At 69.8% G+C, this 25,981-nt stretch carries 25 protein-coding genes and 1 riboswitch; of the genes, 11 read left to right on the forward strand and 14 right to left on the reverse strand.

Annotated features, from left to right (window positions below; all coding sequences use genetic code 11):
• The first annotated feature begins 111 nt into the window (after positions 1 to 111).
• From def to ACFYZ3_RS26285, 3 genes are all read left to right on the forward strand, one after another.
• Entirely contained in the window at positions 112 to 762 is a 651-nt protein-coding gene (def, locus tag ACFYZ3_RS26275) for a peptide deformylase (RefSeq protein ID WP_388522370.1), read from the forward strand.
• Positions 763 to 1,032: 270 nt separating this feature from the next.
• Positions 1,033 to 2,118, forward strand: a complete 1,086-nt coding sequence (cyc1, locus tag ACFYZ3_RS26280) for an epi-isozizaene synthase (RefSeq protein ID WP_388522789.1) — start codon at positions 1,033 to 1,035, stop codon at positions 2,116 to 2,118.
• Positions 2,115 to 3,500, forward strand: a complete 1,386-nt coding sequence (locus ACFYZ3_RS26285) for a cytochrome P450 (RefSeq protein WP_388522372.1) — start codon at positions 2,115 to 2,117, stop codon at positions 3,498 to 3,500. Before cyc1 ends, ACFYZ3_RS26285 begins: the two co-directional genes overlap by 4 nt.
• A gap of 13 nt (positions 3,501 to 3,513) precedes the next feature.
• Here ACFYZ3_RS26285 and ACFYZ3_RS26290 read toward each other — a convergent pair whose 3' ends face one another.
• Positions 3,514 to 4,482: a GlxA family transcriptional regulator gene (locus ACFYZ3_RS26290; RefSeq protein WP_388522375.1), complete on the reverse strand. Its 969-nt coding sequence runs from the start codon at positions 4,480 to 4,482 to the stop codon at positions 3,514 to 3,516.
• A gap of 92 nt (positions 4,483 to 4,574) precedes the next feature.
• On the opposite strand from ACFYZ3_RS26290, the gene ACFYZ3_RS26295 reads away from it, so the two are divergent.
• On the forward strand, positions 4,575 to 4,841 hold the full coding sequence (locus ACFYZ3_RS26295; RefSeq protein WP_388522377.1) for a hypothetical protein: 267 nt from the start codon (positions 4,575 to 4,577) through the stop codon (positions 4,839 to 4,841).
• Here ACFYZ3_RS26295 and ACFYZ3_RS26300 read toward each other — a convergent pair.
• The 6 genes from ACFYZ3_RS26300 to ACFYZ3_RS26325 form a co-directional block, all read right to left on the reverse strand.
• Positions 4,754 to 5,785, reverse strand: a complete 1,032-nt coding sequence (locus ACFYZ3_RS26300; RefSeq protein ID WP_388522380.1) for a ribonucleotide-diphosphate reductase subunit beta — start codon at positions 5,783 to 5,785, stop codon at positions 4,754 to 4,756. The genes ACFYZ3_RS26295 and ACFYZ3_RS26300 overlap by 88 nt on opposite strands.
• Positions 5,785 to 8,160 (reverse strand): ribonucleoside-diphosphate reductase subunit alpha, encoded by a 2,376-nt coding sequence (locus ACFYZ3_RS26305; RefSeq protein WP_388522383.1) that lies wholly within the window; start codon positions 8,158 to 8,160, stop codon positions 5,785 to 5,787. Before ACFYZ3_RS26305 ends, ACFYZ3_RS26300 begins: the two co-directional genes overlap by 1 nt.
• A gap of 127 nt (positions 8,161 to 8,287) precedes the next feature.
• Positions 8,288 to 8,449, reverse strand: a riboswitch (cobalamin riboswitch).
• A 61-nt stretch (positions 8,450 to 8,510) separates the two neighbouring features.
• Entirely contained in the window at positions 8,511 to 9,017 is a 507-nt protein-coding gene (locus ACFYZ3_RS26310) for a GNAT family N-acetyltransferase (RefSeq protein ID WP_388522386.1), read from the reverse strand.
• Positions 9,018 to 9,088: 71 nt separating this feature from the next.
• On the reverse strand, positions 9,089 to 10,699 hold the full coding sequence (mctP, locus tag ACFYZ3_RS26315) for a monocarboxylate uptake permease MctP (protein WP_361004158.1): 1,611 nt from the start codon (positions 10,697 to 10,699) through the stop codon (positions 9,089 to 9,091).
• On the reverse strand, positions 10,696 to 10,989 hold the full coding sequence (locus tag ACFYZ3_RS26320; protein WP_388522389.1) for a DUF3311 domain-containing protein: 294 nt from the start codon (positions 10,987 to 10,989) through the stop codon (positions 10,696 to 10,698). The genes mctP and ACFYZ3_RS26320 overlap by 4 nt, the downstream gene beginning before the upstream one ends.
• Before the next feature lie 145 nt (positions 10,990 to 11,134).
• Positions 11,135 to 11,899, reverse strand: coding sequence for a GntR family transcriptional regulator (locus ACFYZ3_RS26325; protein WP_003973740.1), 765 nt, complete (start codon positions 11,897 to 11,899; stop codon positions 11,135 to 11,137).
• A gap of 455 nt (positions 11,900 to 12,354) precedes the next feature.
• Between ACFYZ3_RS26325 and dasA the strand changes: the two genes are divergently transcribed.
• The 4 genes from dasA to ACFYZ3_RS26345 all read left to right on the forward strand — a co-directional run bounded on the left by dasA (position 12,355) and on the right by ACFYZ3_RS26345 (position 17,033).
• A complete protein-coding gene (gene dasA, locus ACFYZ3_RS26330) occupies positions 12,355 to 13,632 on the forward strand; it encodes a N,N'-diacetylchitobiose ABC transporter substrate-binding protein DasA (RefSeq protein WP_388522392.1) in 1,278 nt (425 codons plus the stop codon).
• 88 nt (positions 13,633 to 13,720) lie between these two features.
• Positions 13,721 to 14,707, forward strand: coding sequence for a carbohydrate ABC transporter permease (locus ACFYZ3_RS26335; RefSeq protein ID WP_385967852.1), 987 nt, complete (start codon positions 13,721 to 13,723; stop codon positions 14,705 to 14,707).
• Positions 14,704 to 15,534 carry a carbohydrate ABC transporter permease gene (locus tag ACFYZ3_RS26340; protein WP_388522396.1) on the forward strand — a complete coding sequence of 277 codons (831 nt, stop codon included), beginning with the start codon at positions 14,704 to 14,706 and terminating at the stop codon, positions 15,532 to 15,534. Before ACFYZ3_RS26335 ends, ACFYZ3_RS26340 begins: the two co-directional genes overlap by 4 nt.
• A gap of 8 nt (positions 15,535 to 15,542) precedes the next feature.
• Positions 15,543 to 17,033 (forward strand): glycoside hydrolase family 3 protein, encoded by a 1,491-nt coding sequence (locus ACFYZ3_RS26345; RefSeq protein ID WP_388522399.1) that lies wholly within the window; start codon positions 15,543 to 15,545, stop codon positions 17,031 to 17,033.
• Between the two features lie 233 nt (positions 17,034 to 17,266).
• Here ACFYZ3_RS26345 and nagB read toward each other — a convergent pair whose 3' ends face one another.
• Together nagB and ACFYZ3_RS26355 are read right to left on the reverse strand one after the other, a co-directional pair.
• Positions 17,267 to 18,052, reverse strand: a complete 786-nt coding sequence (gene nagB, locus ACFYZ3_RS26350) for a glucosamine-6-phosphate deaminase (protein ID WP_388522402.1) — start codon at positions 18,050 to 18,052, stop codon at positions 17,267 to 17,269.
• A 134-nt stretch (positions 18,053 to 18,186) separates the two neighbouring features.
• A complete protein-coding gene (locus tag ACFYZ3_RS26355) occupies positions 18,187 to 18,939 on the reverse strand; it encodes an SDR family oxidoreductase (RefSeq protein WP_388522404.1) in 753 nt (250 codons plus the stop codon).
• Positions 18,940 to 19,035: 96 nt separating this feature from the next.
• On the opposite strand from ACFYZ3_RS26355, the gene ACFYZ3_RS26360 reads away from it, so the two are divergent.
• On the forward strand, positions 19,036 to 19,680 hold the full coding sequence (locus ACFYZ3_RS26360; RefSeq protein WP_388522407.1) for a TetR/AcrR family transcriptional regulator: 645 nt from the start codon (positions 19,036 to 19,038) through the stop codon (positions 19,678 to 19,680).
• Between the two features lie 427 nt (positions 19,681 to 20,107).
• Positions 20,108 to 21,583 carry a PAS domain-containing sensor histidine kinase gene (locus tag ACFYZ3_RS26365; RefSeq protein WP_361004177.1) on the forward strand — a complete coding sequence of 492 codons (1,476 nt, stop codon included), beginning with the start codon at positions 20,108 to 20,110 and terminating at the stop codon, positions 21,581 to 21,583.
• Between the two features lie 211 nt (positions 21,584 to 21,794).
• On the opposite strand, the gene ACFYZ3_RS26370 is transcribed toward ACFYZ3_RS26365, so the two are convergent.
• Positions 21,795 to 22,052, reverse strand: a complete 258-nt coding sequence (locus ACFYZ3_RS26370; protein ID WP_003973730.1) for a WhiB family transcriptional regulator — start codon at positions 22,050 to 22,052, stop codon at positions 21,795 to 21,797.
• Positions 22,053 to 22,372: 320 nt separating this feature from the next.
• Positions 22,373 to 23,341 (reverse strand): diacylglycerol kinase family protein, encoded by a 969-nt coding sequence (locus ACFYZ3_RS26375; RefSeq protein WP_361004180.1) that lies wholly within the window; start codon positions 23,339 to 23,341, stop codon positions 22,373 to 22,375.
• Positions 23,342 to 23,468: 127 nt separating this feature from the next.
• Between ACFYZ3_RS26375 and ACFYZ3_RS26380 the strand changes: the two genes are divergently transcribed.
• Positions 23,469 to 23,927: a hypothetical protein gene (locus ACFYZ3_RS26380; RefSeq protein WP_388522410.1), complete on the forward strand. Its 459-nt coding sequence runs from the start codon at positions 23,469 to 23,471 to the stop codon at positions 23,925 to 23,927.
• Positions 23,928 to 23,945: 18 nt separating this feature from the next.
• Here ACFYZ3_RS26380 and ACFYZ3_RS26385 read toward each other — a convergent pair whose 3' ends face one another.
• The 3 genes from ACFYZ3_RS26385 to ACFYZ3_RS26395 all read right to left on the reverse strand — a co-directional run bounded on the left by ACFYZ3_RS26385 (position 23,946) and on the right by ACFYZ3_RS26395 (position 25,952).
• Positions 23,946 to 25,010 carry an RNA polymerase sigma factor SigF gene (locus ACFYZ3_RS26385; RefSeq protein ID WP_388522413.1) on the reverse strand — a complete coding sequence of 355 codons (1,065 nt, stop codon included), beginning with the start codon at positions 25,008 to 25,010 and terminating at the stop codon, positions 23,946 to 23,948.
• Between the two features lie 17 nt (positions 25,011 to 25,027).
• On the reverse strand, positions 25,028 to 25,441 hold the full coding sequence (locus tag ACFYZ3_RS26390; protein WP_003973726.1) for an anti-sigma regulatory factor: 414 nt from the start codon (positions 25,439 to 25,441) through the stop codon (positions 25,028 to 25,030).
• A 250-nt stretch (positions 25,442 to 25,691) separates the two neighbouring features.
• Entirely contained in the window at positions 25,692 to 25,952 is a 261-nt protein-coding gene (locus ACFYZ3_RS26395) for a UBP-type zinc finger domain-containing protein (protein ID WP_356856709.1), read from the reverse strand.
• Positions 25,953 to 25,981 lie beyond the last annotated feature (29 nt).

Here is a 25,981-nt window from a genome sequence, read left to right on the forward strand (position 1 = left end):
CACGCGGCGGAGCCGCACATCGACACTGGCCGCGCCCCTTTCGGGGGCGCTCCCCCCGTACCCTGTATCAAGCATCACCCCCGGTTTCATCCAGGAAGGCATACGTCGGTCATGGCCCAGCAGGACACCGATCAGCAGCACCCGGGCGTGCTCCCCGTGGACGACGACGGGTTCGTCGTCGACAGCCAGGACTGCGAGGAGCGTGAGGCCGACTGGCGCGGGCGCGGCACCTCGCGTCCGATCACGGTGGTCGGCAATCCGGTGCTGCACAAGGAGTGCGAGGACGTCACCGACTTCGGCGCGGAGTTCCAGCAGCTGGTGGCCGACATGTTCGCCAGCCAGCGCACCGCCGAGGGAGTGGGCCTGGCCGCCAACCAGATCGGCGTCTCCAAGAAGGTCTTCGTCTACGACTGCCCCGACGACGAGGGCGTCCGCCACGTCGGCGTGGTCTGCAACCCGAGGCTCGTCGAGCTGCCGGCCGACCGCCGCCGCCTGGACGACAGCAACGAGGGCTGCCTGTCCGTGCCGACCGCCTACGCCCCGCTCGCCCGCCCCGACTACGCCGAGGTGACCGGGCAGGACGAGAAGGGCAACCCGGTCAAGGTGCGCGGCACCGGGTACTTCGCTCGGTGTTTGCAGCACGAGACGGACCACCTGTACGGGTACCTGTACATCGACCGGCTCTCCAAGCGCGAACGCAAGGACGCGCTGCGGCAGATGGCCGAGAACGAGCCGCGCTACCCCGTGGTCGCGAACGACTGACACGGCCTCACCCGCCCCACATCTCCCTTGCGCACGGCGCCTGTTCGGGTCTTCCTCCGAGCGGGCGCCGTTCGTCTGTGCTCGTGCGTGGAAAGCCGCCACACACCAGGAGAATTCCGGCATCGAGGGGTATCGAGGGGTAGTGAATGAAGCAAATCCGTTCCCAGAACGGTCAGTTGTGGTGCTGAATGGGCAGTGCGGGGATACGCAACGGCGCACGCCCCGCTCAGCGAGAGGGGTGCGCCACCGGCGGCTGAGAGGGGTTTGTTCGTGCATGCTTTCCCACACGGCACCACAGCGACACCGACCGCGATCGCAGTACCGCCATCGCTCCGTCTCCCGGTGATCGAGGCGGCATTTCCCCGGCAACTGCACCCGTATTGGCCGAAGCTCCAGGAGACCACCCGGACCTGGCTGCTCGAAAAGCGGCTCATGCCGGCGGACAAGGTCGAGGAATATGCCGATGGCCTGTGCTACACGGACCTCATGGCGGGGTACTACCTGGGCGCCCCCGACGAGGTCATGCAGGCGATAGCGGACTACAGCGCGTGGTTCTTCGTCTGGGACGACCGCCACGACCGTGACATCGTCCACGGCCGTGCCGGCGCCTGGCGGCGACTGCGCGGCCGGCTGCACACGGCACTCGACTCACCCGGGGACCACCTGCACCACGAGGACACGCTGGTGGCGGGGTTCGCCGACAGTGTGCGGCGGCTCTACGCCTTCCTGCCGGCCACGTGGAACGCCCGGTTCGCCCGGCACTTCCACACGGTGATCGAGGCGTACGACCGTGAATTCCACAACCGCACGCGCGGAATCGTGCCCGGCGTGGAGGAGTACCTCGAACTGCGCCGGCTCACCTTCGCGCACTGGATCTGGACCGACCTGCTGGAGCCGAGCTCGTGCTGCGAACTCCCAGACGCCGTACGGAAACACCCGGCATATCGCCGGGCGGCGCTGCTGAGTCAGGAATTCGCCGCCTGGTACAACGACCTGTGCTCGTTGCCCAAGGAAATAGCGGGAGACGAGGTCCATAATCTTGGCATCAGTCTCATCACCCACCATTCACTCACTCTGGAAGAAGCCATTGGAGAAGTCCGGCGCCGCGTCGAGGAATGCATCACTGAATTCCTCGCCGTGGAGCAGGACGCCTTACGGTTCGCCGACGAACTCGCCGACGGAACCGTACGCGGAAAGGAACTGAGCGGCGCCGTACGGGCCAACGTCGGCAATATGCGGAACTGGTTCAGTTCCGTCTACTGGTTCCACCACGAGTCCGGCCGGTACATGGTCGACAGCTGGGACGACCGGTCCACGCCCCCGTACGTCAACAACGAAGCGGCAGGTGAGAAATGACCGTCGAGTCCGTCAACCCCGAAACCCGCGCACCCGCGGCACCGGGAGCACCGGAGCTGCGCGAGCCGCCCGTCGCGGGCGGCGGCGTGCCGCTGCTCGGCCACGGCTTGCGGCTGGCCCGCGACCCGCTGGCCTTCATGTCCCAACTGCGCGACCACGGCGACATCGTGCGGATCAAGCTCGGCCCGAAGACCGTCTACGCGGTCACCAACCCCGAGCTGACCGGCGCCCTCGCCCTGAATCCCGACTACCACATAGCCGGTCCGCTGTGGGAGTCGCTGGAGGGCCTGCTCGGCAAGGAGGGCGTGGCGACCGCCAACGGCCCGCTCCACCGCCGCCAGCGGCGCACCATCCAGCCGGCGTTCCGGCTCGACGCCATCCCCGCCTACGGACCGATCATGGAGGAGGAGGCGCACGCGCTCACCGAGCGGTGGCAGCCGGGGAAGACCGTCGACGCCACCTCCGAGTCCTTCCGGGTCGCCGTGCGTGTCGCGGCCCGCTGCCTGCTGCGCGGGCAGTACATGGACGAGCGGGCCGAGCGGCTGTGCGTCGCGCTCGCCACCGTCTTCCGGGGCATGTACCGGCGCATGGTGGTCCCGCTCGGACCGCTGTACCGGCTGCCGCTTCCGGCCAACCGCCGATTCAACGACGCTTTGGCCGATCTGCACCTGCTGGTCGACGAGATCATCGCCGAACGCCGCGCATCCGGTCAAAAGCCGGACGATTTGCTCACGGCATTGCTGGAGGCGAAGGACGACAATGGCGACCCGATCGGGGAACAGGAGATCCACGACCAGGTGGTCGCGATACTCACCCCGGGCAGTGAAACCATCGCGTCCACGATCATGTGGTTGCTCCAGGCACTTGCCGACCATCCGGAACATGCCGACCGCATACGCGACGAAGTCGAAGCGGTCACCGGCGGACGCCCCGTGGCATTCGGGGACGTCCGGAAGCTCAGGCACACCGGCAATGTCATCGTGGAGGCCATGCGTTTGCGTCCCGCCGTATGGGTATTGACGCGGCGCGCGGTGGCCGAGAGCGAACTCGGTGGCTATCGCATTCCGGCCGGTGCGGACATCATCTACAGTCCGTACGCAATCCAGCGCGATCCGAAGTCGTACGACGACAACCTGGAGTTCGACCCCGACCGGTGGCTCCCGGAACGTGCGGCGAATGTGCCGAAATACGCCATGAAGCCGTTCAGCGCGGGCAAGCGGAAGTGCCCCAGTGACCACTTCTCGATGGCCCAGCTCACGCTGATCACGGCCGCGCTCGCCACGAAGTACCGCTTCGAACAGGTGGCGGGATCGAACGACGCGGTCCGGGTCGGCATCACGCTGCGCCCGCACGACCTGCTGGTCAGGCCCGTGGCGCGGTGACGGCCCCGACGGCTCAGGCGGCGGCATCCGGGCCCCGGAAGGTGCGCCGGTAGGCCTGCGGGGTGGTGCCCAGGGCCCTGGTGAACTGGTGCCTCAGGGCCGCCGCCGTGCCGAAGCCGGCGCGCCAGGCGATCGTGTCCATCGTCTCGTCCGTCGCTTCCAGCAGCCGCTGGGCCAGCAGTACGCGCTGGCGCAGGATCCAGCGGTAGGGGGTCGTCCCCGTCTCCTGCTGGAAGCGGCGGGCGAAGGTGCGCGGGGACATGTGCGCCCGGACCGCCAGCTGCTCGACCGTGACCTCCTCGTCGAGGTGCTGCTCCATCCAGGCCAGCACCTCGCCGACGGTGTCGCAGGAGGAGCGCGGCAGCGGCCGTTCGATGTACTGCGCCTGCCCGCCGTCCCGGTGCGGCGGCACCACCATGCGCCGGGCGATCCGGTTGGCGACCTCGGTCCCCTGCTCCTTGCGCACGATGTGCAGACAGGCGTCGATGCCGGCGGCTGTCCCGGCCGAGGTGATCACCGGGTCCTCGTCGACGTAGAGCACGTCCGGCGCGACCTCGGCCCGCGGGTACTGCCGGCTCAGCTCGGCCGCGTGGTGCCAGTGCACCGCGCACCGCCGCCCGTCCAGCAGACCGGCGGCGCCCAGCACGAAGACGCCGGAGCACACGCTCAGCACGCGTGTGCCCCGGTCCGTCGCCCTGCGCAGGGCGTCCAGCAGGTCGGGCGGGTACTCCCGGCGGACGAAGTCGCTGCCCGCCGGCACCGCGATCAGGTCGGCCTCCTCCAGCCGCTCCAGACCGTACGGCGTGGAGACGGTCAGCCCGCCGACGTGGGTGCCCAGCGTGGGGCCCTCCGCGGAGACCACCGCGAAGTCGTACCCCGGCAGGCCCTCGTCGCTCCGGTCGATACCGAAGACCTCGCAGATCACACCGAGTTCGAAGGGATGCGCACCGTCCAGCAGGACGGCGGCCACATTCTTCAGCATGCCGCCAGTGTGCCTCGCCCATGGCAGGAAATCGAGGCCTTACGGCAGTCCTGCCACTGACGGTAAGGAGTCTCCGGCGTGACAGTGGTGTCATGACCGGAAACCAGATTGAAGGCCTCATCGGAATGCTCGCGACCTTCGGACTCCTCGTCCTCATGGTCCTCCCCTCGGTGATCGGCATCGTGCGCGACAGGCGCATCGACCGCCAGATCAGGGAGGCCCAGGAGGGCGGGGAGGCCCGGGCCCACCACGGGAAGGAGACCCAGGAGACTCAGAAGTCCTCGGACAGGTCGACCGTGCCCTCCACCGCCACCTGGTACGCCGAGGGGCGCCGCTCGAAGAAGTTGGTCAACTCCTGAACGCCCTGCAACTCCATGAAGGAGAAGGGGTTCTCGGAGCCGTACACCGGGGCGAAGCCGAGGCGCGTCAGACGCTGGTCGGCCACGCACTCCAGGTACTGCCGCATCGAGTCGGTGTTCATCCCCGGGAGGCCGTCACCGCACAGGTCGCGCGCGAACTGCAGCTCGGCCTCGACGGCCTCCCGCAGCATGTCGGTGACCTGCTCCTGGAGCCGGTCGTCGAACAGCTCCGGCTCCTCCTTGCGCACGGTGTCGACGACGTCGAACGCGAAGGACATGTGCATGGTCTCGTCCCGGAACACCCAGTTGGTGCCGGTGGCCAGGCCGTGCAGCAGCCCTCGGCTGCGGAACCAGTAGACGTAGGCGAAGGCGCCGTAGAAGAACAGGCCCTCGATGCAGGCCGCGAAGCAGATCAGGTTCAGCAGGAAGCGGCGCCGGTCCGCCTGGGTCTCCAGCCGGTCGATCGACTCGACCGAGTCCATCCACCTGAAGCAGAACTCGGCCTTCTCCCGGATGGACGGGATGTTCTCCACGGCCGCGAAGGCAGCGGCGCGGTCCTCCGGGTCGGGCAGGTAGGTGTCGAGCAGCGTCAGATAGAACTGGACGTGGACGGCCTCCTCGAAGAGCTGGCGGGACAGGTAAAGCCGCGCCTCGGGCGAGTTGATGTGCTTGTAGAGGGTCAGCACCAGGTTGTTCGCGACGATCGAGTCGCCGGTGGCGAAGAAGGCCACAAGGCGGCCGATCAGGTGCTGCTCCATGGGGCTCAGCTTCGCCAGGTCGGCGACGTCCGAGTGGAGGTCGACCTCCTCGACGTGCCAGGTGTTCTTGATGGCGTCCCGGTAGCGCTCGTAGAAGTCCGGGTAGCGCATGGGGCGCAGGGTCAGCTCGAAGCCCGGGTCGAGCAGGTTCTTGGTGGCGCGGGTCGCGGGCATCTCGGTGGTCATTACTGGCAGGCCTCGCAGGACTCGGGGTTTTCCAGGGAGCAGGCGACCGCTTCGGGGTCGAGGGCGGCCTGCACGGGGACGGTGGTGGCGCGGGCCGCGGCGCGGGCGATCCGGGTCGCCGGGCGGGAACGCAGGTAATAGGTGGTCTTCAGGCCCTGCTTCCAGGCGTAGGCGTACATCGAGGAGAGCTTCCCGATGGTCGGCGTCTCCAGGAACAGGTTCAGCGACTGGGCCTGGTCGAGGTACGGGGTGCGGGCGGCGGCCATGTCGATCAGACCGCGCTGCGGGATCTCCCAGGCCGTGCGGTACAGCGCGCGCACGTCCTCGGGGATCCAGGTGAAGCCCTGCACCGAGCCGTTGGCCTCGCGCAGCGCCTCACGGGTGCGCGCGTCCCACACGCCGAGCCGCTTGAGGTCGTCCACCAGGTAGGAGTTGACCTGGAGGAACTCGCCCGACAGTGTCTCGCGCTTGAACAGGTTGGACACCTGCGGCTCGATGCACTCGTAGACCCCGGCGATGGAGGCGATGGTCGCGGTCGGGGCGATGGCCAGGAGCAGGGAGTTGCGCAGACCGGTGGTCGCCATGCGCTCGCGCAGCGCGGCCCAGCGCTCCGGCCAGGTGTGCTCGACGCCGTAGTGGTCCGGGTGCAGCACCCCCTTGGCCGTACGGGTCTTCTCCCAGGCCGGCAGCGGGCCGCTCCGCTCGGCGAGGTCGGTGGAGGTCTCGTACGCGGCGAGCATGACCCGCTCGGCGATGCGGGTGGACAGGGCCTTCGCCTCGGGGGAGTCGAAGGGCAGGCGCAACCGGAAGAAGACGTCCTGGAGGCCCATCGCGCCGAGACCGACCGGGCGCCAGCGGGCGTTGGAGCGGCCCGCCTGCTCGGTCGGGTAGAAGTTGATGTCGACGACCCGGTCCAGGAAGGTGACCGCGGTGCGGACGGTGGCGTCCAGGCGCTCCCAGTCCATGTCCCCGCGGGCCTCGTCGACGAACGCGCCGAGGTTGACCGAGCCCAGGTTGCAGACCGCCGTCTCCCCGTCGTCGGTGACCTCCAGGATCTCCGTGCAGAGGTTGGAGGAGTGGACGACGTGGCCGGGGGTCGCGGTCTGGTTGGCCGTGCGGTTGGCGGTGTCCTTGAAGGTCATCCAGCCGTTGCCGGTCTGCGCCAGGGTGCGCATCATGCGGCCGTACAGCTCACGGGCGGGCAGCGTCCTGCGGGCGAGCCCCGCCTCCTCCGCCCGGCGGTAGGCCGCGTCGAACTCCTCGCCCCACAGGTCGGTCAGCTCCGGCACGTCGGCGGGGGAGAACAGCGACCAGGTCCCGTCGGCGTCCACGCGGCGCATGAACTCGTCCGGCACCCAGTGCGCGAGGTTCAGGTTGTGCGTACGGCGGGCGTCCTCGCCGGTGTTGTCGCGCAGCTCCAGGAACTCCTCGACGTCCGCGTGCCAGGTCTCCAGGTAGACCGCCGCCGCGCCCTTGCGCCGGCCGCCCTGGTTCACGGCGGCGACGGAGGCGTCCAGCGTCTTCAGGAACGGGACGATGCCGTTGGAGTGCCCGTTGGTGCCGCGGATCAGCGAACCACGGGCGCGGACGCGGGAGTACGCGATGCCGATGCCGCCGGCGTGCTTGGACAGGCGGGCCACCTGGTGGAGGCGGTCGTAGAGGGAGTCCAGCTCGTCCTTGGGGGAGTCCAGGAGGTAGCAGGACGACATCTGGGCGTGCCGGGTGCCGGAGTTGAAGAGGGTGGGGGAGGAGGGCAGGTAGTCCAGGCGGCTCATCAGGCCGTACAGGGCGGCGACCTCGTCCACCGCGCGGGCCGTGTCGTCCTCGGCGAGTCCGGCGGCGACCCGCAGCAGGAAGTGCTGGGGCGTCTCGACGGCCTTGCGGGTGATCGGGTGGCGGAGCAGGTAGCGGCTGTAGAGCGTACGCAGGCCGAAGTAGCCGAAGCGGTCGTCGGCGGCCGGGTCGATCAGCGCGTCGAGGCGGTCCGCGTGCAGCCGTACGAAGGCGGCGGTGCGGTCGGCGATCAGGCCCTCGCGGTGGCCGGTGGCGACCGAGTCGGTGAAGGCGGCGACGCCCTGGGAGGCGGCCTCGGCGCGGATGCCGATGGTCAGCAGGCGGGCGGCCAGCCGGGAGTAGACCGGGTCCTCGGAGATCAGACCGGCGGCCGCCTCGGTGGCCAGCTCGCGCAGCTCGGCCTCGTCGGCGCGGGCGGACCGGCCGCGCAGTGCGGCGGCGGCCACCCGGCCGGGGTCGGCGCCCTGGAGGTCGGCGGTCAGTCCGGTCAGGGTCCGCAGCAGGGCGGCACCGGGTCCGTCGGGTTCCCCGGTCGCCGTCACCGGGGTCGCTGAAGCCGGATCGGCTGGCGCGATGGTCACGTGGAGCACTCCCTCGCTCGGCACGGGGCCTGGCGGAGGGAGGGCAGGGGGCAGCTCACGAGCGCACGCGGCGTCGCGTCCACCGGCCCACTCCACGAGGCCCGGACGTCATGGCACCCGGGCCAAGGCGGCCGGGCGCACTGTCGGCAGGTCCTCGGACTGGACAGGCGTGCGCGCACGTGCGAAGACGTACGGATGCACGCAAGTACACCGTTGCGGGACAGTTCCGGATTCGCACCGGATTCCCCTGCGGCGACAGCGAGCACGAGCATACATCTTGTGCCGGGTGACGCGAGCACCCCCAGATGTTGTGTCTCGACGGGGTGTTGTGACGGAGTGTCGCGCCCGTGTCAGAGCGTCAGTTCGTAGGCGAGCAGCATGATGTCGTCCAGCTCCGGCAGCGGGTTCCAGTCGCGGTCGGGCGTGCGGACGAAGCCCAGGCGCTCGTAGAGGCGGTGCGCGGTGCGCATGGCGGCCTGCGTCGACAGCACGACGCCCGTGCACCCCGGCACGGCCCGGGCGCGGTCGACACAGGCCCGCACGAGGGCCTCGCCGGCCCCGCGGCCGCGTGCCTCCCGGGCGACGGCGAGCATGCGTATCTCGGCCTCGCCGGGTCGCGCGATGTCCGCCATGGGGCCGCCGGACGGCACGAAGGTCACGCCGCCGAGCACCCGGCCGTCCGCCGCGGCGACCAGCACCTCCGCGGCCGCCGCGCGCTTGGCCACGTCGCGCAGCTCGTCCAGGTACGAATCGCTCTCCCCGAAGTCGAGGAGGCCGTCGCGCAGGTAGGCCTGCGCGGTGATCTCGCCGAGGGTGTCGTACTCCTCGGCCGTCGCCCGCCGGATCACGAAGTCCATGACGCCGAGTGTGCCCCACGGGTACGACAACGGGCCGCCGGATTTCTCCGACGGCCCGCTGAAGAGCGCGGCTAGTGCGAGCTGCCCGCCGTGGCCGGGGGCAGTTCCACCTGGACGCCGGGGTCGCCGGCGTCCGCCGTGTAGTCGGACGGCTTGGTCTCGTCGACGCCGTCGGGCGCCTTGACGGCCCTCAGGACGAAGGTCAGGACCACGGTGACCAGGACGTTCAGCACGAAGGCGGTGAGACCGATGTAGCCGATCTCGCCGATGCCGGGGATCTCGTCGGAGGAGCCGCCGAAGTGCTTCTGCGTCGGCGAGGCGACACCGTAGGCGGCGACCGTGCCGTAGACCATGCCGACCGCCCAGCCGCCGAGCAGCGCCCAGCGGTGGAACCAGCGGGTGAACAGGCCGCCGACCAGGGCCGGGAAGGTCTGCAGGATCCAGATGCCGCCCAGCAGCTGGAAGTTGATCGCGACGGTCTTGTCCATGCCCAGGACGAAGATCAGCGCGCCCACCTTCACCAGCAGCGACACCAGCTTGGAGACCTTCGTCTCCTGCTGCGGCGTGGCGTCCGGCTTGATGAAGTCCTTGTAGATGTTGCGGGTGAACAGGTTCGCGGCCGCGATCGACATGATCGCCGCCGGAACCAGCGCGCCGATGCCGATCGCCGCGAAGGCGACGCCCGCGAACCAGTCCGGGAACATGTTCTCGAACAGCTGCGGGATCGCCAGCTGGCCGTTGTCCACCTTCACCCCGGCCGCGATCGCCATGAAGCCGAGGAGGGCGAGCAGGCCCAGCATCAGGGAGTACAGCGGCAGGATCGTGGTGTTGCGGCGGATCACCTCACGGCTGCGCGAGGACAGCGTGGCGGTGATCGAGTGCGGGTACATGAACAGCGCGAGCGCCGAGCCGAGCGCGAGGGTCGCGTAGGTCCACTGACCCCCCGCGTCCGGCACCACCCCGCCCTTGCCCGCCTCGGTGAACTTGTCGCTCGCCGACGCGAAGATGTCGTCGAAGCCGCCCAGCTTGATCGGGATGTAGATGATCGCCACCGCGATGACGATGTAGATCAGCGTGTCCTTCACGAACGCGATCAGCGCGGGGGCGCGCAGTCCCGACGAGTACGTGTACGCCGCCAGCACACCGAAGGCGATCAGCAGCGGCAGGTCCTTGACGAACCAGTTGGTGTCCTCGCCGCCGCCGACGCCCATCACGTCCAGGACGGCCTGGATGCCGACCAGCTGGAGCGCGATGTACGGCATGGTCGCCAGGATGCCGGTGACGGCCACCGCCAGCGACAGGCCCTTGGAGCCGAACCGGCCGCGCACGAAGTCCGAGGTCGTCACGTACCCGTGCTTGTGCGAGACCGACCACAGGCGGGGCAGGAAGGTGAAGATCAGCGGGTAGACCAGGATCGTGTACGGCACCGCGAAGAAGCCGGACGCGCCCGCCGCGTAGATCGCCGCCGGGACGGCCACGAAGGTGTACGCGGTGTACAGGTCGCCGCCCAGCAGGAACCAGGTGACCCAGGTGCCGAACGAGCGGCCGCCGAGGCCCCACTCGTCGAGGCTGTGCTCGTTCTCGGCCCGGCGCCAGCGGGCGGCCAGGAAGCCCATGGCGGTGACGAGGACGAAGAAGAAGATGAAGACGGCGAGTGCGACGCCGTTCACGCCGTCGTTCATCGCGACTCACCGCCCTTCGGAGCGGAGGAGGCGGCGGCGGAGCGGGTGGCGGCGCGGCCGCGCTGGTCGCGCTGCCACAGCTTGTACGCGGTCACCGTCAGCACAGTGGAGATCAGCACCCAGGCCATCTGGTACCAGTAGAAGAACGGGACACCGATGAAGGTCGGGTCCGTCTTGGTGTACGAACCGACCCACAGCATGGCGACGAACGGTGCGACAAGACAGAGCCCGATGACGACGCGCACCGGCGTCACCACCGGCTCTCTGCTCACTTCTGTGTCTTCTGACATGCGCGGCTCCGTCCCCTCGCTGATCACCTCGTGCAGTGCGCACGAAATGTAGGTGACGGTGTCAAGACAGCGGAAGACCTCGTCCGTATATCGGTCCTCAACCGCAACTTTGCGCCTGCGCGCGCGGAGGTATGCCGGATATGTTCTAGTCCTGGGGCCGCTTGAGGCGGGCCACGAACTTGTAGCGGTCGCCCCGGTACACCGAGCGGACCCACTCCACCGGCTGACCGGTGCGGTCCTGCGAGTGCCGGGAGAGCATCAGCATGGGCAGGCCCACGTCGGTGCCGAGCAGACCGGCCTCGCGCGGGGTGGCCAGGGAGGTCTCGATGGTCTCCTCGGCCTCGGCGAGGTGGACGTCGTACACCTCGGCGAGCGCGGTGTAGAGGGAGGTGTACTTCACCAGGGAGCGGCGCAGGGCGGGGAAGCGCTTGGCGCTGAGGTGGGTCGTCTCGATCGCCATCGGCTCGCCGTTGGCCATGCGCAGCCGCTCGATGCGCAGCACCCGGCCGCCGGCCGTGATGTCCAGCAGCCCGGCGAGCCGGTCGTCGGCGGTGATGTAGCCGATGTCCAGCAGCTGCGAGGTCGGTTCGAGACCCTGGGCCCGCATGTCCTCGGTGTACGAGGTGAGTTGCAGCGCCTGCGACACCTTGGGCTTGGCGACGAAGGTGCCCTTGCCCTGGATGCGCTCCAGGCGGCCCTCGACGACCAGCTCCTGCAGGGCCTGGCGCACCGTCGTGCGCGAGGTGTCGAACTCGGCGGCCAGGGTGCGCTCCGGCGGGACCGGTGTGCCCGGCGTCTGGGTCCGGGTCATGTCGAGCAGATGCTTCTTCAGACGGTAGTACTTGGGCACGCGCGCGGTACGGACGGTCGCCCCACCCTCGTTCTCCGCACTGCTGACGTCGGTGCTCATGCTCTGCCTTCCCGGCTCCGGGTGCCGAAGCGACCGCTATCCCTGTCGGCCACGGCTCACATCGTGGCACGGCTTCGTGCCGGGATGGCCCCCGCACGCTCCGTGATCCCTTCTGTATACCCGCGGGAACACCCTTGGTCTAGTCCATAGAGGGGTCAGGCGTCGCTGGTACGCGCGTTCGGAGCCGTCCCCGCACGTCATTCGGTGGGGGGTGGTACACCCGGTCCCGGTCCGCCCGATCTGTCGCTTGCGCAATGAAAGGTCCCTGCATATCTCGGTCCCATCACGGAGGCAAGGACTGGGTTTGAACACCCTTGACAGTCCTATTGGTCTGGGCCAAGCTCCCCGTACTGGTCTACACCATTGGTCCAGGTCCCGGCCCCATGGGCGGTCCGCGTCGACGAGCAACCGCGGGGAGGCAGGGGGGTTGTGTGGCATCCCTGAGGAGGGTTGGCGTGAAGCGCAAGCTTATAGCCGCGATCGGTATCGCGGGCATGATGGTCTCGATCGCCGCGTGCGGGGGCGACAGCGACGACGACGGCAAGAAGGCCGGGGCCGACGGCTACGCCGGCGAGACGCTCACCGTCTGGGTGATGGACGGCTCCTCGCCCGACGACTGGCAGGCGGACCTCGCCAAGGAGTTCGAGGCGAAGACCAAGGCCAAGGTCAAGTTCGAGATCCAGAAGTGGAACGGCATCCAGCAGAAGCTGACCACCGCCCTCTCCGAGGAGAACCCGCCCGACGTCTTCGAGATCGGCAACACGCAGACCCCCGCCTACGCCAAGACCGGCGGCCTCGCGGACCTGAGCGACCTCAAGAGCGAGATCGGCACCGACTGGTCCGAGTCCCTCAACAAGTCCGCCGTGTTCGACGGCAAGCAGTACGCGGCCCCGTGGTTCGTGGTCAACCGCGTCGTCGTCTACAACAAGAAGATCTGGGCGGACGCGGGCATCAAGGAACTGCCCAAGACCCGCGACGAGTTCTACAACGACCTCAAGACGATCGGCGAGAAGACCGACGCCGAGCCGATCTACCTGCCCGGCCAGAACTGGTACCACTTCGTGGGCCTGGTCATCGGCGAGGGCGGCGAGCTGGTCAAGAAGGACGGCGACAAGTACGTCTCCAACCTGGCCGACCCGAAGGTCGCCGCCGCCACCGAGACCTACAAGAAGTTCCAGGCCCTCTCCAAGGCGCCCAAGGACAAGGACGAGGCCACCCCGCAGCAGGGTGAGATCTTCGCCAAGGGCAAGACCGGCTCCTTCATCGGCATGGGCTGGGAGGGCGCCACCGCGATCGCCACCAACCCGGCGATCGAGAAGGACCTCGGCTACTTCACCATCCCCGGCCCCACGGCGGACAAGCCCGAGGGCGTCTTCCTCGGCGGCTCCAACCTGGCCGTCGCCGCGGGCAGCAAGAAGCAGGACCTGGCCAAGGAGTTCCTGAAGCTCGCGCTCTCCGACAAGTTCGAGGGCGGGCTGGCCAAGGCCAACGGCGTCATCCCGAACAAGGATGCGCTGCAGAGCAACCTGAAGGGCAACGCCGCCGCCGAGGCCGCCGCGCCGGCCGCCGGTACCGGTGACACCACGCCGCTGATCCCGGAGTGGGCCGCCGTCGAGAACGACCCGAACCCGATCAAGACGTACCTGACGGCCGTCATGAAGGGGAAGTCCCCGGCCGAGGCCGCCAAGCAGGTCGAGGGCGAGTTCAACAAGCGCCTGGCGCAGCAGCAGTAGCACCGGGTGAGCCGGGGCGGGGGCTGACACACGACGGCCCCCGCCCCGGCGTCGAGGTGAACAGGTCGAGAAGAGAGAGACCCCGAGCATGACCGTGCAGACCGAACGGCCGCCCTCAGGCCCGTCGGACGTCCGCAAGGCGGACGGTGGGGGAACCGGCGGGCCCAGAGCGAGAGCCGCGTCGCGCGCCGGCGCGCTGGCCCCGTATCTGCTGCTGCTGCCCGCCGCCGCGGCCACCGTGCTGCTGCTCGGCTGGCCGCTGGTGAAGGACGGCCTGCTGTCCTTCCAGAACCTCAACATGGCGCAGCTGATCCAGCACGTCACCGAGTGGACCGGCTTCGACAACTACAAGGAGGTCCTCACCGGCGAGGACTTCTGGCGCGTCACCGTCCGTTCCATCATCTTCACCGCGGTCAACGTCGTCCTCACCATGGTGGTGGGCGGCCTGATCGGCCTGCTGCTCGCCCGCCTCGGCCGGACGATGCGGTTCGTGCTGATGATCGGCCTGGTCCTTGCCTGGGCCATGCCCGTGGTCGCCGCGACCACCGTCTACCAGTGGCTCTTCGCCCAGCGCTTCGGCGTCGTCAACTGGGTGCTCGACAAGCTCGGCTGGCATTCCATGGCCGACTTCAGCTGGACCGGCAGCCAGTTCTCGACCTTCTTCGTCGTCACCGTGCTGATCGTCTGGATGTCCGTCCCGTTCGTCGCGATCAACCTGTACGCGGCGACCACCACCATCCCCGACGAGCTGTACGAGGCCGCCGCCTTGGACGGGGCCGGCATGTGGCGCAGCTTCACCTCGGTCACCCTGCCGTTCCTGCGCCCGTTCCTCTACGCGACGACGTTCCTCGAAGTCATCTGGATCTTCAAGGCCTTCGTCCAGGTCTACACGTTCAACGGCGGCGGACCGGACCGTCTCACCGAGATCCTGCCCGTCTACGCCTACATCGAGGGCGTCGGCAACCAGCACTACGGCATGGGTGCGGCGATCGCGGTCCTGACCATCCTGATCCTGCTCGGCCTGACCGCGTACTACCTCAGGATCGTGCTCAAGCAAGAGGAGGACGAGCTGTGAAGCGCTCGCTCTTCGGCCGCGTGTGGCCCAACGTCACGGCCGTCGTCCTGTTCATCGGCCTCGTCTTCCCCGTCTACTGGATGTTCGCCACGGCCTTCAAGCCGACCGGCGACATCATCTCGGAGGACCCGGTCTGGTTCCCGACCGACGTCACCTTCGAGCACTTCAAGACCGCGACCGAGGCCGACCACTTCTGGACGTACGTGAGCAACTCGCTCATCGTCACCGTCTGCGCGGTCGTCTTCTCGCTGGTCATCGCGCTGGCCGGATCCTTCGCCCTGGCGCGGATGCGGTTCAAGGGGCGGCGCGGCTTCATCATCGGCTTCATGCTCGCCCAGATGGCGCCCTGGGAAGTCATGGTCATCGCGATCTACATGATCGTGCGCGACGCGTCGATGCTGAACAGCCTGGTGCCGCTCACGCTCTTCTACATGATGATGATCCTGCCCTTCACCATCCTGACGCTGCGCGGCTTCGTCGCCGCAGTGCCGAAGGAGCTGGAGGAGTCGGCGATGGTCGACGGCTGCACCCGGCCCCAGGCCTTCCGCCGCGTCATCCTGCCGCTGCTCGCCCCGGGCCTGATGTCCACCTCGATGTTCGGCTTCATCACCGCCTGGAACGAACTGCCGCTCGTCCTGGTCGTCAACAAGGAGGCGGAGTCCCAGACCCTGCCGCTGTGGCTGACCAGCTTCCAGACCGTCTTCGGCGACAACTGGGGCGCGACCATGGCCGCGTCCTCCCTGTTCGCCATCCCGATCCTGATCCTCTTCGTCTACCTCCAGCGCAAGGCCGTCAGCGGCCTGACCGCCGGCGCCGTGAAGGGATAGCGCCACCGATGACGACCCTCGCCAGGGCCACCGACACCCTCACGCGCGACGCGCTCGCCGTTCTCCAGCCCGGCTTCGCCGGCACCACCGCCCCCGACTGGCTGCTGCGCCGCATCGGCGAAGGGCTGGCGTCCGTCGCCCTGTTCGGGCGCAACGTCACCTCGCCCGAGCAGGTGGCCGCCCTGACCGCACAACTGCGCGCCGAGCGCGAGGACCTGCTGGTCGCGATCGACGAGGAGGGCGGCGACGTCACCCGGCTCGAGGTGCGCACCGGCTCCTCCTTCCCCGGCAACCACGCCCTCGGGGCGGTGGACGACGTCGGGCTCACCCGGGCGGTGGCCGCGGAACTGGGCCGTCGGCTCGCCGCCGCCGGCGTCAACTTCAACTGGGCGCCGTCGGCCGACGTGAACTCCAACCCGGACAACCCGGTGATCGGGGTGCGCGCCTTCGGCTCCGACACCGACCTGGTCGCCCGGCACACCGCCGCCTACATCACCGGGATGCAGTCCGCGGGCGTCGCCACCTCCGCCAAGCACTTCCCGGGCCACGGCGACACGGGCATCGACTCCCACCACGCCATGCCGCGCATCGACGTGGGCGCCGACGTGCTGGCCGAACGCGACCTGGTCCCGTTCCGGGCCGCCATCGCCGCGGGCAGCCGTGCGGTGATGAGCGCCCACATCCTGGTCCCGGCCCTGGACCCGGAGCTTCCGGCAACGTTGTCCCGGCGCATCCTGACCGACCTGCTCCGCGGCGAGCTGGGCTACGACGGGCTCATCGTCACCGACGGCATCGAGATGAAGGCCATCGCCGGCACCTACGGCATCGAACGCGGCACCGTCATGGCCATCGCCGCCGGTGCCGACGCGATCTGCGTGGGCGGCGGCCTGCACGACGAGGGCACCGTACGGCGGCTGAGCGACGCGCTGGTCGAGGCCGTGCGCGCGGGCGAACTGCCCGAGGAGCGCCTGGCCGACGCGGCCGAACGGGTCCGGTCCCTGTCCCGGTGGGCCGCGGAGAACCGTCCCGCCGACGGGGCCTCGGACACCGCGGACGGCGACGTCGGCCTGCGTGCGGCCCGCCGCGCGCTGCGCGTCACCGTCGCGGGGGAGCCCGCGCCGCTCACCGAGCCGCCGTACGTCGCCGCGCTCACGCCGGTGGCGAACATCGCGGTCGGCGACGAGACCCCGTGGGGCGTGGCCGCCGAGCTGGGCCGTCTGCTCCCGGGCACGGAGACCGGCAGCTTCAACGGGGCCGACGCGGGCTCCGAGGCGCTGGCCGCGGCGGGCTCCCGCCGCATCGTCGCCGTCGTCCGCGACGAGCACCGCCACCCCTGGATGGCGGCGGCCCTCGACGTCCTGCTGGCGGCCCGCCCCGACACGGTCGTCGTCGAGATGGGCGTCCCGCGTGCGGAACCCCGCGGCGCCCTCCACCTGGCCACCCACGGCGCGGCCCGCGTCTGCGGCCGAGCGGCGGCGGAGGCCATCGCGGGCGTCTGACGGACATCCCCGGCGCCCACCGAAGGCGCCGGTCCCGTGACGGGGCCGGCGCCTTCGCGTGCGTGTGTGGGCATACGTGCTGCGCGGGCGGGCCGGTGCGTGCGTGGCATACGTGGTTGTCGCGCGCGGGCAGGTGCGGGCGGGTTACGACGACGGCGCCGGATTCCCCCTGGCAGGGAAGCCGGCGCCGTTCGCGCGTGGGTGTCCGTCCCGCGGGCCCGGGACGGGACGCGTCAGATGCCCTGCCAGTCCGGCTTGTGGGCGTAGGTGTGCCGGAAGTAGTCGGCGAGCTTGAGCTTGGACGCGGCGGCCTCGTCGACGACGACCGTGGCGTGCGGGTGCAGCTGCAGGGCGGAGGCCGGGCACACGGCCGCGACCGGACCCTCGACGCTCGCGGCGACCGCGTCGGCCTTCCCCTCGCCGGTGGCGAGCAGCACCACGTGCCGCGCCTCCAGGATGGTGCCGATGCCCTGGGTGATCACGTGGTGCGGCACCTGCTCGATGTCACCGTCGAAGAAGCGCGCGTTGTCCACGCGGGTCTGCTCGGTCAGGGTCTTGATCCGCGTCCGCGAGGCGAGCGAGGAGCACGGCTCGTTGAAGCCGATGTGCCCGTCCGTGCCGATGCCGAGCAGCTGGAGGTCGACCCCGCCGGTCCCGACCAGCGCCGCGTCATAGGCCGCGCACGCCGCCTGCACGTCCGCGGCCGTGCCGTCGGGGCCCATGAACGCGTCCATACCGATGCCCAGCGGTTCGAGCACCTCGCGCCGGAGCACCGAGCGGTAGGACTCCGGGTGCTCCGCGGGCAGCCCCACGTACTCGTCGAGCTGGGCGATCCGCGCCCGCGCGGTGTCCACGGCACCCGAGCGCACCTTGGCCGCCAGCGCCTCGTACACGGGCAGCGGCGTCGAGCCGGTGGCCACCCCGAGCAGGGCGTCGGGCTTGCGCCGGAGCAGCTGTGCCATGGCTTCGGCTATGAGTTCGCCGCCCGCCTTGGCATCGGGAACGATGACAACTTCCACGCTGGCCTGCCGTTTCGAAGAGAGGACTCACCCGGGGCCCGGGACTGGCTATGTGGTTTAGACCAATCTAACAGAGCGGGGCCGCGCGGTCGTGCTGAAACGGTCAGGCGGGTGGCGCCGTTCCGGCCGTGGTGTCAGGTCAGCGAACCTCCCGTGGCGTCCACCCAGCTTCCCGTGACCCACCGGCCCCCGTGGGAGGCGAGGAACGCGACCACGTCGGCCACCTCGGCCGGTGCCCCCACCCCGCCCAGCGCGGAGAACGCCGCCGCCCGCTCCCAGCCGCCCTCGCTCCCGTACAGCAGTCCGGCCGTGTTGTCCGTGTCGATGATGCCGGGCGCCACCGAGTTCACCGTGATGCCGCGGGTGCCCAGCACCTTGGAGAGGTCGCGGGAGAACACGTCCAGCGCGCCCTTCGTCATCGCGTACGCCATGTTGTCCGGCATCGCGGCCGTGCGGGCCAGGCCCGACGAGATGTTGATGACCCGGCCGCCGTCGCGCAGCCGCCCCATGCCGTGCTTGAGGATGAAGAACGGTGCCTTCACGTTGACCGTGAAGACCGCGTCGTACTCCGCCTCCCCTATCTCTCCGATGGGGCGGGTGTTGCCGATCCCCGCGTTGTTCACCAGCACGTCCAGCCCCTCGGCGTGTCTGTCGAACTGCTCCCACAGGGCCTCGGCGGCACCCGGAGCGCCCAGGTCGGCCCTGATCGTGAACGCCGAGCCGCCCCCGGCCTCGATCGCGGCGACCGTCTCCTTCGCCGCCGCCCCGTTCCTCCCGTAGTGCACCGCGACCCGAGCGCCGTCGCGGCCCAGCCGCTCGGCGATGCCCCGCCCGATACCCCTGCTCGCCCCCGTGACGAGTGCCGTCCTGCCCGCAAGCACGCCCATCCCGGCGCCCCCTTCGCTTTCGCTAGTGATCGCTACAGAAATGACGTTACAACGGCCTCGGGGCTTTTTTCTAGCGGCCGCTATAAAATGCACTCCATGGTGAGCGGTGAGAAGACTGAACGGTCCGGGGCGCCTGCCCGGAGCGGCGCGGCCAGGACCCGCGGCCGCCCGCGCTCCTTCAACCGGGCGACGGCGCTTGAGGCGGCCCTGCTGGCGTTCTGGGAGCACGGGTACGAGGCCACCTCCGTCTCCGACCTGACGCGGGTCATGGACATCGGAGCCCCGAGCCTCTACGCCGCCTTCGGCGACAAGCGCTCGCTCTTCGAGGAGGTCGTCCAGGAGTACGGGGTGCGGTACGGCTCGTTCGGCGAGCGCGCCCTCGCCGAGGAGCCGACCGCGCGTGCGGGCATAGCGAGGATGCTGCGCGAGGCCGCCGCCGAGTACACGGCCCCCGGCCGGCCGCACGGCTGCCTCGTCATCCACGCGGCCGCCAACTGCTCGACCGCCGAGGTGGAGGAGTCCCTGCGGGAGCGGCGCAACGCGAACATCGCCGCCATCGAGAGCCGGATCGGTGCCGACATGGACGAGGGCGTGCTGCCGCCGGACACGGATGCCGCCGCCCTCGCCCGGTACACCGGCGCGATGATCCAGGGCATGTCCCAGCAGGCGCGTGACGGCGCGAGCCGGGCGGAGCTGGAGGCGCTCGCGGAAATTGCCCTGGCGGTCTGGCCCCGAGGTTGAGCCAACGGGGTTAGGCTTCTGACGGCTGCCCGGACGGTGGTGCGGTCGGCACAGGTCACCAACAACAAACAACGTCCACCGCATGGACACGGTTAGTGGTCTAGTCCACAATGGTTGCTGAGGAACTGACCGTGTCGCTCACGCAAAGTGATCGTCAGGCTTCCGCCCTCCCCGCACAGGAGGACGGACCGAGGAACCGGCGCTCTCTGCCCTGACTGCTCCGGCTCCTCATCCTTCGGCCGACCGGGACCGCACACCCCACGGCCGATGTTGCTCCGGGCTGCGGTGCCGAGAGGGCTGAGGGTCCCTCTCAGGCGCCGCGGCCCGCGGGTGTTTCCGGGGGCTTGCCCGCCGCGTCGGGGGCGGGGGCGCAGTGGAGTGCGGCTGGTTTCGAGCGCTGTCCGTACCGCCAGGTACGCTCAGCCCCGTGCCCTCCATGAACGAACTCGTACGCCAGCACACCGCGCTCGACGACTCCGACCTCGAGTGGCTCCATCTGCTGGTCTCGGAGTGGCAGCTTCTCTCCGACCTGTCCTTCGCCGACCTCGTTCTGTGGGTCCCCACCCGCGACGGCACGCGCTACGTCTCCGTCGCCCAGATGCGGCCCAACACCGGCCCCACCTCGTACCAGGACGACATGGTCGGCCACCTCGTCCCGCGCGGCCGGCGTCCCATGCTGGACGCCGCCCTGGACGAGGGCCGCATCGTGCGCGAGGGCGACCCCGAGTGGCGCGAGGAGGTCCCGGTCCGCGTCGAGTCCATCCCCGTACGCCGCCAGGGACGCGTCCTCGGGGTCATCGCCCGCAACACCAACCTGCTCACGGTGCGTACGCCGAGCCGGCTGGAGCTCACCTACCTGCAGAGCGCCTCGGACCTGGCCCAGATGATCGCGGCCGGCGCCTTCCCGTTCGAGAACCAGCAGGTCGACATGGACGCCTCGCCCCGCGTCGGCGACGGCCTGGTCCGGGTCGACGGGGACGGCATCGTCCAGTACGCCTCGCCGAACGCGCTGTCGGCCTACCACCGCATGGGGCTGGCCGCCGACCTGGTGGGCCAGCACCTGGGTCGGACCACCGCCGAACTCGCCCCGTCCCGCGGGCCGGTGGACGAGGCGCTCGCCAAGGTCGCCAGCGGCTGGGCGCCGCGCGAGTTCGAGATCGAGGCGCACGACGGGGTGATCCAGTTCCGCGCCATCCCGCTCAAACCCAAGGGCACCCGCATCGGTTCGCTCGTCCTCCTGCGCGACGTGACGGAACTGCGCCGTCGGGAGCGCGAGTTGATCACCAAGGACGCCACCATCCGGGAGATCCACCACCGGGTGAAGAACAACCTCCAGACGGTGGCGGCCCTGCTGCGCCTGCAGGCCCGGCGCATCGAGTCCGACCGGGGGCGCGAGGCGCTGGAGGAGGCCGTGCGCCGGGTCGGCTCGATCGCGATCGTGCACGAGACGCTCTCCCAGAACCTGGACGAGCGCGTGGAGTTCGACGAGATCGCCGACCGCGTGCTGGCGATGGTGGCGGAGATCTCGCCGGGCAAGGTCGCCGGCCGGCGCACCGGACGCTTCGGCATCCTCGACGCCGAGGTCGCCACCCCGCTGTCCATGGTGCTGACCGAGGTGCTGCAGAACGCACTGGAGCACGGCTTCCGGGACGGCGACACCGGCACGGTCGAGGTCTCCGCGGTCCGCGGCGGCACGACCAAGGAGGCCCGGCTGCTGGTCACCGTCCAGGACGACGGCGTCGGCCTGCCCGAGGACTTCGACCCGCACCGCTCCGGCAACCTCGGCCTGCAGATCGTCCGCACCCTGGTGGAGGGCGAGCTGGGCGGCGCCTTCGACATGGTCCCCGCCTCGGAGCGCGGCACCCGGGTGATCCTCGACATCCCGGTGCCCGCCGAGAAGTAGGGCGGCTCCCGGCGCCCGAAGCACCACGGGACACGGGACACGGGGGCTCGGGCACAGCAAAAAGCCCCGGACCGGTGAAGGTCCGAGGCCAGTGCTCGTGCGATACATCGTCCGATGCGCATCGGGGGTACTGCGCGCTGCGGCTCGGGAGCGGGGGATGCGTACTCGCTGTACGCGCCGCCAAGCTGAGGCTGTCAGTAGGGGTGGGTTGTCAGGCGGAGGCCTGACGAGCCCGGTTGCGGGCGGCACGGCGCTTCATTGCGCGGCGCTCGTCCTCGCTGAGACCACCCCAGACGCCGGAGTCCTGGCCGGACTCGAGCGCCCACTGCAGGCACTGCTCCATGACGGGGCAGCGACGGCAGACGGCCTTGGCTTCCTCGATCTGCAGCAGCGCGGGACCGGTGTTGCCGATGGGGAAGAAGAGCTCGGGGTCTTCCTCGCGGCAAACGGCGCGGTGACGCCAGTCCATGGCTGCTACCTCTCCTTGGTATTACATGCTGGGATGCTTGTGAATGTGAACGCTTTCACGAATCCCTCAACAAGGGAAGGGCATACCGCCAGGTTCCCTGGCGTGGTCCTGTGGTTTGAAGAGGGGTTCCGGTGATCTGTGGATGCCGGTCCTGCGGGCTGTCCCGATCGCCAAGAAGAGACTCGCAAACCTCGGCGGCGGATACAACCCCTTCCGGAAAGTTTTTTTTGATTCTTCGGTGTCGACTAGGTCACAGCCGTACTTCCATGGGGTGGATCCTGGTCTAAACGTTCGAGTGAAAGGACTTTCGCCCCTTCTGCTCACACAATCACACGCAGTGCACGGCGTACGCCTGTGAACGTCACGCTGGTCCGCAACCCCAGGTGGTCACCGTCCATCTGAAGGGGCAGGGGCACCTTCGAATGCAAGGTGAACTCGGTCAGATCGTGCAGGGAGACCGCATGACGCCCCCGCGGTCCGCGCTCGGGGGACGAAGTGAGCAACTGGGTGCCATACCGGGCAACCGCGGCCGTCGACAGCCGGCTGAGGCCGAACACGTCGAGGGCGGTGTCGAACGACGCCTCGGGAGAGGCGTAGATCGGGCGATTCCCGAGGAACGTCCAGGGGCAGGTGTTCGAAACTATGGACAGGACCAGATCGGTGACCGGGTCCTCGCCCGCCCGCTCCAGAGTGATCGTCCCGCTGCGGCGGTGCGGCTCGCCGATGAGCTGACGCACCACCTGGCGGACGTAGAGGGCATGCGTCGACTTCTTGCCGCGCTCACGGTGCTGCTCGACCCGGCCGACCACGCCCGCGTCGAACCCCAGCCCGGCGTTGAAGGTGAACCAGCGGGCCGGAACCGCCTCGTCCTCCGAGCCGGGGGTACCCGACGCCAGCCCCAGGCCGACGGTCCGCTCGCTGCCCTCGCGCAGGGCGTCCAGCAGGGCTCCGGTGGCCTCCACCGCATGGTTGGGCAGACCGAGGGCGCGGGCGAAGACGTTGGTGGAACCGCCCGGGACCACCGCGAGACCGGGCAGGTGGTCCGGGTCGGGACCCGCGTGCAGCAGACCGTTGACGACCTCGTTCACCGTGCCGTCGCCGCCGAGGGCCACCACCAGGTCGATGTCGTCGCTCTGTGCCGCCTGCCGGCCGAGGTCGCGCGCGTGGCCGCGGTACTCGGTGGTGACCGCCTCCAGCTTCATCTCGCTCGCGAGCGCGTGGATCAGCACGTCGCGCGTGCGCGCACTCGTGGTGGTTGCCGCCGGATTGACCACGAGAAGTGCACGCATGCTGTGCAGGGTACCTACTGGGTGGTACTCGGCCCAGACCGAGGTGAAGATGGTCACCGGCGGACGGCACGCGTGATACGTGGGACACCGCGGCGGACGCGGGCGCGCCGAGGGCTACCCTTTCGGGGTGAGCAGTGAGCAGACCCCCACCCCCGCCTCCGCAACCGCCGAAGAGGCGGGCCCTCGCCCCGGCCGGCTGACCGCCGTGGCCGCGATCGCCGCACTGGAGGGGCTGGCGCTCGTCGTCGGCGGCGGCTGGATGCTCGTGGAGGGCCTCACCGGACACCCCGACGACCGGACCTCGGCCGTCACCGGCGGAGTCACGCTGATCGTCCTCGCCCTGCTGCCGCTGCTCGCCGCCCGTGGACTGATCGCCCGACGGGGCTGGAGCCGAGGGCCCGCCGTGATCACGCAGATCATGGCGCTGCCCGTCGCCTACAACATGGTGCGGGCCGACAGCCTGGCCGTTCCGGCGGGCATCGTGCTCGGTGTCGTGGCCGTCACCGCGCTGGTGCTGCTCGTCAATCCGACGACCACCCAGGCCCTCGGCATCCGGGGGCCCGGCAACGCCGGAAAGCAGCCGTAAGCCACCCGCCGACGGCGGTTACTCCTCGACCAGCAGCTTCTCCCGCAGCTGTGCCAGCGTGCGGGCCAGCAGCCGCGACACGTGCATCTGGGAGATGCCGACCTCCTGCGCGATCTGGGACTGGGTCATGTTGCCGAAGAAGCGCAGCAGCAGGATGCGCTTCTCCCGCGGTGGCAGGTCCTCGAGGAGCGGCTTGAGCGACTCCCGGTACTCGACGCCCTCCAGGGCCTCGTCCTCGGCGCCGAGGGTGTCGGCGACCGCCGGTGACTCGTCGTCGGTGTCCGGGACGTCCAGGGACAGCGTGGAGTACGCGTTGGCCGACTCCAGGCCCTCCAGGACCTCCTCCTCCGAGATCGACAGCTTCTCGGCCAGCTCGTGGACCGTGGGGGAGCGGCCGTGCAGCTGGGACAGCTCCGCCGTGGCCGTCGTCAGGGCGAGCCGCAGCTCCTGGAGCCGGCGCGGGACGCGCACCGCCCAGCCCTTGTCCCGGAAGTGGCGCTTGATCTCGCCGACGACCGTGGGCGTCGCGTACGTGGAGAACTCCACACCCCGGTCCGGGTCGAAGCGGTCCACCGACTTGATCAGGCCGATGGTGGCGACCTGGGTGAGGTCGTCCAGGGGCTCGCCGCGGTTGCGGAAGCGGCGCGCGAGGTGCTCGACCAGCGGCAGGTGCATGCGGACCAGACGATTGCGCAGCTCCGCGTACTCCGGGCTGTCCTTCGTCAGCGTGCGCAGCTCGGCGAACAGGAGGCGCGCACCGCTGCGGTCCTGCGGGTCGTGCCGTGTGCCCTGCGTGCCCCGTGCACCCGGCGCGTGGCCCTCGGAGTGTCGCTCGTGCTCGCTCATCGTCCCGCCCGTTGCCCTTTCCCGAGCCCTCGCCTCCGCTCGGACGGGCCGGACGGGGGTCTCCCCGGTCCGCTGCCCGTCGCCCGGAACGACGGCCCCGGGCGGGGTCTCGTCCTCCGGATGCGGCCGGGCCTGCTCGGGGATGCCGTCGATGCCGTCCGCCGTGCGTCGCGCCTCGTTCGGAGAACGTGTGCCCTCGGCCGGCAGCTCCCGTGTACCGCGCTCTTCGTCCCTCACCGGCCCGTCCCCGTCCCTCACGTCGGCCCGGGTCCCGCGCCGCGCTGTTTGTAGAGGCTGATCGAAACGGTTTTGTCCTCGTCCACGGCGGAGGAGACCTTGCCCGCGAGGGCGGAGAGCACCGTCCAGGCGAAGGTGTCCCGGGAAGGCGCGTGGCCGTCCGTGGTCGGTGCCGAGACGGTGACCTCGAGCGAGTCGTCGACGAGGCGGAAGACACAACTGAGCACCGAGCCGGGCACGGCCTGCTGCAGCAGGATCGCGCAGGCCTCGTCGACTGCGATGCGCAGGTCCTCGATCTCGTCGAGGGTGAAGTCCAAACGAGCTGCGAGGCCGGCCGTCGCCGTACGCAGCACCGACAGGTAGGCACCCGCGGCCGGCAGCCGGACTTCGACGAAGTCCTGGGTCGCGGGCTCGCCTGCGATCTGGGACACCCTCACCTCCAAGGTGGTACAAGCGTTACAGGGCCGAGGGACGCCCCTCGGGATAACGCGATACGTGGTTCAGCGGTGACGTTATCGCGCTCCGAAGTTTCCTGTCCCCGAGACCCCAACCCCGTGCTGTCACTCATAGTAAACACACGAACACGCACAGTGGCTAGGGGGTCGGCGGGCTCAAATCGGAAGAGCGCGCGCCGGGTTGACGTACCCAGACGTCAGACGGTCGAACCGTCCCGGGCAGAGGTCACACCAGGACGTGATCGACGAAGCACCAGCGCCAGCTCTCCCCGGGCTCGAAGGTCCTCATCACCGGGTGGCCGCTCTCCTTGTAATGCGCCGTCGCGTGCCGGTTCGGCGAGGAGTCGCAGCAGCCGACATGACCGCAGACGAGACACAGCCTCAGCTGCACCGGGTCGGTTCCCTCGGCCAGGCACTCCGGACAGGTCTCGCCGCACGGCTCGGGTTCCGGGTGCGGCAGCGCGTCGGCGTGCGTGCACTGTTTCATGATTGCCAGGTTACGACGGCTGTGCGGAA

The sequence above is a fragment of the Streptomyces sp. NPDC001599 genome (genome assembly GCF_042893535.1).
Classification (GTDB): domain Bacteria; phylum Actinomycetota; class Actinomycetes; order Streptomycetales; family Streptomycetaceae; genus Streptomyces.

Bases quoted from the DNA above. Each gene is read 5' to 3' on its own strand.
- ACFYZ3_RS26375 (WP_361004180.1), bottom strand. From the start codon at position 23,341: ATGCGTGCACTTCTCGTGGTCAATCCGGCGGCAACCACCACGAGTGCG.
- ACFYZ3_RS26345 (WP_388522399.1), top strand. From the start codon at position 15,543: ATGACGACCCTCGCCAGGGCCACCGACACCCTCACGCGCGACGCGCTC.
- mctP (WP_361004158.1), bottom strand. From the start codon at position 10,699: ATGAACGACGGCGTGAACGGCGTCGCACTCGCCGTCTTCATCTTCTTC.
- ACFYZ3_RS26355 (WP_388522404.1), bottom strand. From the start codon at position 18,939: ATGGGCGTGCTTGCGGGCAGGACGGCACTCGTCACGGGGGCGAGCAGG.
- def (WP_388522370.1), top strand. From the start codon at position 112: ATGGCCCAGCAGGACACCGATCAGCAGCACCCGGGCGTGCTCCCCGTG.
- ACFYZ3_RS26320 (WP_388522389.1), bottom strand. From the start codon at position 10,989: ATGTCAGAAGACACAGAAGTGAGCAGAGAGCCGGTGGTGACGCCGGTG.
- ACFYZ3_RS26370 (WP_003973730.1), bottom strand. From the start codon at position 22,052: ATGGACTGGCGTCACCGCGCCGTTTGCCGCGAGGAAGACCCCGAGCTC.
- ACFYZ3_RS26335 (WP_385967852.1), top strand. From the start codon at position 13,721: ATGACCGTGCAGACCGAACGGCCGCCCTCAGGCCCGTCGGACGTCCGC.
- ACFYZ3_RS26295 (WP_388522377.1), top strand. From the start codon at position 4,575: ATGACCGGAAACCAGATTGAAGGCCTCATCGGAATGCTCGCGACCTTC.
- ACFYZ3_RS26300 (WP_388522380.1), bottom strand. From the start codon at position 5,785: ATGACCACCGAGATGCCCGCGACCCGCGCCACCAAGAACCTGCTCGAC.
- ACFYZ3_RS26395 (WP_356856709.1), bottom strand. From the start codon at position 25,952: ATGAAACAGTGCACGCACGCCGACGCGCTGCCGCACCCGGAACCCGAG.
- ACFYZ3_RS26290 (WP_388522375.1), bottom strand. From the start codon at position 4,482: ATGCTGAAGAATGTGGCCGCCGTCCTGCTGGACGGTGCGCATCCCTTC.
- ACFYZ3_RS26325 (WP_003973740.1), bottom strand. From the start codon at position 11,899: ATGAGCACCGACGTCAGCAGTGCGGAGAACGAGGGTGGGGCGACCGTC.
- ACFYZ3_RS26360 (WP_388522407.1), top strand. From the start codon at position 19,036: ATGGTGAGCGGTGAGAAGACTGAACGGTCCGGGGCGCCTGCCCGGAGC.
- ACFYZ3_RS26285 (WP_388522372.1), top strand. From the start codon at position 2,115: ATGACCGTCGAGTCCGTCAACCCCGAAACCCGCGCACCCGCGGCACCG.
- ACFYZ3_RS26310 (WP_388522386.1), bottom strand. From the start codon at position 9,017: ATGGACTTCGTGATCCGGCGGGCGACGGCCGAGGAGTACGACACCCTC.